We start from the raw sequence: 4576 nt of genomic DNA, 5'->3' as shown, positions 1-4576 counted from the left end.
GCCGGGATCTGGTGTCTCGCCATCGATATGTGCCGCCGACCGGTCCCTGAGCTTGTCGAAGGGTCCGGGCGACGCTGGACGCTTCGACAAGCTCAGCGACCGACGCCGGGCAGTCTCACTCCCAGTTCGCCTCGTTCTTCCGGCTCGGCTGCACCCGCGGGGGCTCCCCCGGCATCTTCGGGAAGTCCGGCGGGAAGTTCAGCTCGCCGAGTCCGTTCGAAAGGTCGCGCTCCCACCACTCCAGCAGCGTGTCGATGCGGCCTGGCGCATCGAGCAGCGCCGCCCACGGGTCGCCGACCTCGGCGAGCCGTTCCGGCACGGAGCGCACCGTGAAGGTACCCGGATCTACCCCGGCCTCGAGTTCGTCCCACGTAACCGGCGTCGACACGGTCGCGCCCGCCAGCGCCCGCGGGCTGTAGGCGCCTGCCATCGTGCGGTCGCGGTTGGCCTGGTTGAAGTCGATGAAGATGCGCTCACCGCGCTCCTCCTTCCACCAGTTCGTCGTCACCTTGTCGGGCATCCGCCGCTCGAGCTCCCGCCCGGCGGCGATCACGGCATGGCGCACATCGAGGAACTCGTGGGTCGGTTCGATGGGGCAGAAGACATGGATGCCGCGGTTCCCGCTCGTCTTCACGAACGCGGTCAGTCCGGCCTCGGTGAGCACTTCGCGCAGCGCAGGGGCAACGGCCGCGGCATCCGCGAAATCCGTCCCCGGCTGCGGGTCGAGGTCGATGCGCAGCTCGACGGGGTTGTCGGTGTCGGCTGCGAGCGAGGCCCACGGGTGGAACACGATCGTGTTCATCTGCGCCGCCCACACCGCCGTGGCGATCTCAGTGAGGATGAGCTGCGGATGCCGCCGCCCGCTGTTGTAGGTGACCGTCTGCGCCTCGACGAACGGTGGCGCACCCTTGGGCGGGTTCTTGGAGTAGAAGCGCTCGCCGTCGACGCCCTCCGGGAAGCGCTCCAGCGAGACCGGCCGGTCGCCGTTGGCCGCGATGAACGGCTCGGCGACGGTGATGAGGTACTCCGCGAGTTCGTGCTTGGTGATGCCGAGCTCCGGCCAGAGCACGCGGTTCGGGCTGGAGAGCCCGACCTCGCGGTCGCCGTGCGGCCCTGGGACGGTCAGCGTGATGCGGTCGGACGCCATGCCTCGACCCTATTGGCGGGTCGAGGCATCCGTCACCCCGCCCTGCGGGCGCACGCCACTACGGCCGAGGCACGGCATCCGTCACCGCCGAACCGGGAATCGCAAATGGGTCACGCGTGTGGACGGGATGATCACCGTCGGATCGCCGAGCCGGACAGCATCCGGCGCGACATCCCCGAAATACGGATGACCCTCGCCGAGCACGACCGGCACGAGGTCGATGGCTACCTCGTCGATGAGTCCGGCGGCGATCGCCTGCCCGGCGACCGTGCCGGCGGCGACGCCCACGGACTTCTCGCCGGCGATCTCCTTGGCGCGCGCGATCGCGGCCTCGATGCCGTCGGTGACGAAGTGCGCATTGCCCTTCGCGCCGTGCGCCCAGTCCTTCGGGGCCTCGTGGGTGAGCACCACGAACGGGACCCCCAGCGGATGCTCGCCCTTCCACCCATCGGTGATGTCGAAGAGCAGGCGTCCGACGACGAGGCAGCCGAGCTCCTGAGTCCACGCGGTCCAGTAGTCGGCGCTCTCGCGGGTGAGGTGGAACGGCGGGAGATCGCCGGCGTTGACGATCTCGACGTCGCCGGCCTCGTACCAATCGAACAGCGGCCCCGGGTCGTTGTTCGGATAGGCGACGAAGCCGTCGAGCGACGTCGATGCAGAGCAGATGACCTTGCCCATGTCAGCCCCGGGCGAGGAGTTCGTCGAGCTTCTCGTAGCCCTCGTTCATGCCGTACTCCATGCCTTGGGACATCATGCCCTCGAGCACCTCGACGGTGGGGAACACGCTGTGGTCGACGAGCCGCGAGCGGCCGCCTGGCAGCTCCTCGAAGCGCATCGTGTCGACGGCCACCTCGTCGGGGGCGCCCTCGTATTCGAACGTCTGGATGATCAGCTCGTTCTCGCGCACGGTGTGGAAGACGCCGTTGAAGGCGTAGACGTTGCCCTGCGGATCCGTCTGCTCGTAGCGGTAACGGCCGCCGGTGCGGAAGTCCCACTCGGTGATGTTCGTCTGGAGGGCGCGGGGTCCGATCCACTCGCGGAACTGGTCGCGGTCGGCATGCGCGCGGAACACCGCCTCTACGGGAGCGTCGAACTCGCGCGAGATGTCGGCGTAGGACTGTCCGGGGGTGGCGTCGATGACGACGGGATTGCTCATGATTCCTTCTCCTTCGATGGATGAGCGCCGGCTCCGCCGACGCGAGGGGTGGATGCCGGCGGACTGCCGGCGGATGCCCGGGTGGAAGCGGCAAGCAGCGCGTCCAACCGGCGGTACTGCCCTTCGGCTTCGAGCCGATAGCGGTCGATCCAGGCGGTGAGATGCTCGAGCGCCGCGGCGTCCAGGTGGACGGGCCGCCGCTGCGCGTCGCGGCTGCGGGTGACGAGCCCCGCCAGCTCCAGCACTTGGATGTGCCGCGACACCGCCTGCTTCGTGATCGCGAACGGCTCTGCGAGCTCGTTCACGGTCGCCGGCCCCCGGCTGAGCCGGGCGACGATCGCCCGGCGGACGGGGTCGGCGAGAGCCAGGAACGCACGGTCGAGACGCCCGTCTTCGAGGACGGATGCCGCGGGCCCGTGATTCATGGTCAACTCATTCCTTTATCAACCTCTGTGTTGATTACCAAGGTACGCCGACTGACCGAACCGCGCAACCCTCGAGGGGATATCAGCCAGGCAGGGCGCTGAGGAGGTCCTCGCGGGAGAGGCGGATCCACGGCCCGCCCGGGTCGACGATCGCGCCGGCCAGCTGGTCGTCCACGGCGAGCGCCTTGCCGAGCTGCTCGCCGGTCATCGGCGCCGGCTGGTCGCCGCGGCCGAGCGCGATCACCTCGAGCGGGTGCGAATACAGCTCGATGAAGCGCTCCCCCTCCGGGTTGCGGGCCTCGGCGATCCCGAGCTTACCGGTGTCGCCGACGCGGTTGACCGCGATCCAGAACCTGGTGTTCGCCAAGGCGAACGCAACGGACGACGCGGTGGCGGCGGTGCGCTCCGCGACGAGCAGGCTCTTGATGGTGAGCTCGGGATCGGCGCCCTCGACCATCTTCTCGATGAGGTCCCGGGAGAGGATCGCGCGAGCCGGCGCCGACGACGGGTCGAGCAGCAGGCCGTCGTGCGGTCCCGCGAGCACGGCCCGCAGCACCGAGAGCACGGGCTGGCCCATCGCCGAGGTGTCGGCGTCGCCGTCTTCGCGCACGCTCGCCTGCATGGCGCCGCCGCTCGAGTAGGCGATGACGTAGCGCTTCTCCCCCACCGTGGCGAGCGCGAACGGCACGGGACGCCCCTGCGACAGGAGCGACCGCGCGTCGCCCTTGACTCGCAGGAAGAGGTGCCCCTGCATCAGCTGTCGCCCGACATCGACGAGATCGGCAGTCGTGGGCGCACCCGTGATCCGCGCCAGCGCGGCGACGACCACGACGTTGTCGCGCAGGCCCGAGACCGACTGCTTCGGCACCGGCGCCAGCTCCGGCGCGGGGCGACGGGGCGGCGGGGTGGCATTCAGTCCACGGAACGACGAAACCGAGATGGGGACGGATGCCTCGGCCGCGGCATCCGGAACCGGCGGGGTGGATGCCGCCTCAGTGGCTTCGGCCGTCGGCGTTTCGGCCTGCTCGGCCCCGGCCTGAGCCGACTCGGCACTCTCGTCGGGCTCGGCCGGCGTCGCTGCCGCGCTCGGGTCGGCGGGCTGGGGCGTGCGCTTGCCGCGCGAGAAGAAGGCCATCATCCGAGCCTAATCGCGGTGCAGGCGAGGCACCTGAGAGATCCGGCTCCCGGGTTTCGATACGGGCGCCTGCGGCGGCCTACTCAACCTTGAGTTGAGACGCGTCAACGCGGGCTTCGCTCGCATTGACCCGTCTCAACTCAATTTCTCGATGGGTGCGATCTTGATGAGGAGCTTCTTGGCGCCGGCCTTCTCGAAGCGCACGTGGGCGACRCGCTTCGCGCCTTCGCCGGTCACGGCATCCACTCGTCCCTCGCCGAAGTCGTCGTGACGGATGCGGTCACCCGGCGCGAGCACCATGTCGCCGTTGTCGCGCACCTTGGCGGGAACGCGGTTCGCGAACCGCTCGATCGACGTGGACTTGGGCAGGAGGTCCTCGCCGTAGCGTCCGCTGCCCGACCCACCGCCCCAGCCGCCGCCTGGCCGGCGCGCGTTGAGCGCCCGCGACTGCGTGCCGCCGCGGGAGTTGACGTCGCCGGGCGACTGCCGCCAGTCGACGAGCTCGGCGGGGATCTCCTGTAGGAACCGGCTGGGCATCGCGACCGACACCTCGCCGAACTGCGCCCTGGTCATCGCGAGTGTGAGGTACAGCCGCTTCCGCGCGCGGGTCACACCGACGTAGAACAGCCGGCGCTCCTCCTGCGGGCCACCGGGCTCCCCCGCCGAGATGCGGTGCGGGATGAGGTCCTCCTCGACGCCGGTGATGAACACAC

The 4576-nt window shown here is 69.8% G+C and carries 6 protein-coding genes; all 6 read right to left on the bottom strand.

From position 1 onward, the window contains the following. Positions 1–115: 115 nt before the first annotated feature. Positions 116–1147 (bottom strand): non-homologous end-joining DNA ligase, encoded by a 1032-nt coding sequence (gene ligD, locus AC1DVT_RS18175; RefSeq protein ID WP_477390558.1) that lies wholly within the window; start codon positions 1145–1147, stop codon positions 116–118. Between the two features lie 81 nt (positions 1148–1228). Further along, entirely contained in the window at positions 1229–1825 is a 597-nt protein-coding gene (locus AC1DVT_RS18170; protein ID WP_477390556.1) for a dihydrofolate reductase family protein, read from the bottom strand. A gap of 1 nt (position 1826) precedes the next feature. Then, the gene (locus AC1DVT_RS18165) at positions 1827–2303 is read right to left on the bottom strand and encodes an SRPBCC family protein (protein WP_477390554.1); all 477 of its coding nucleotides are present in this window, start codon (positions 2301–2303) and stop codon (positions 1827–1829) included. Further along, a complete protein-coding gene (locus tag AC1DVT_RS18160; protein WP_457100090.1) occupies positions 2300–2728 on the bottom strand; it encodes an ArsR/SmtB family transcription factor in 429 nt (142 codons plus the stop codon). The genes AC1DVT_RS18165 and AC1DVT_RS18160 overlap by 4 nt, the downstream gene beginning before the upstream one ends. A gap of 82 nt (positions 2729–2810) precedes the next feature. Further along, positions 2811–3863: an SseB family protein gene (locus AC1DVT_RS18155; protein WP_477390552.1), complete on the bottom strand. Its 1053-nt coding sequence runs from the start codon at positions 3861–3863 to the stop codon at positions 2811–2813. A gap of 135 nt (positions 3864–3998) precedes the next feature. Then, positions 3999–4576 (bottom strand): 3'-5' exonuclease (locus AC1DVT_RS18150; RefSeq protein WP_477390550.1); only part of this gene is annotated, 578 nt, incomplete at its 5' end.

It is taken from the genome of Microbacterium sp. P2_F9, from assembly GCF_056403635.1.
This window is presented reverse-complemented; position numbering and strand designations above follow the sequence as displayed.

Coding starts and splice junctions, on each gene's coding strand:
- ligD (WP_477390558.1), bottom strand. CDS start 1,147: ATGGCGTCCGACCGCATCACGCTGACCGTCCCAGGGCCGCACGGCGAC.
- AC1DVT_RS18155 (WP_477390552.1), bottom strand. CDS start 3,863: ATGGCCTTCTTCTCGCGCGGCAAGCGCACGCCCCAGCCCGCCGACCCG.
- AC1DVT_RS18165 (WP_477390554.1), bottom strand. CDS start 2,303: ATGAGCAATCCCGTCGTCATCGACGCCACCCCCGGACAGTCCTACGCC.
- AC1DVT_RS18170 (WP_477390556.1), bottom strand. CDS start 1,825: ATGGGCAAGGTCATCTGCTCTGCATCGACGTCGCTCGACGGCTTCGTC.
- AC1DVT_RS18160 (WP_457100090.1), bottom strand. CDS start 2,728: ATGAATCACGGGCCCGCGGCATCCGTCCTCGAAGACGGGCGTCTCGAC.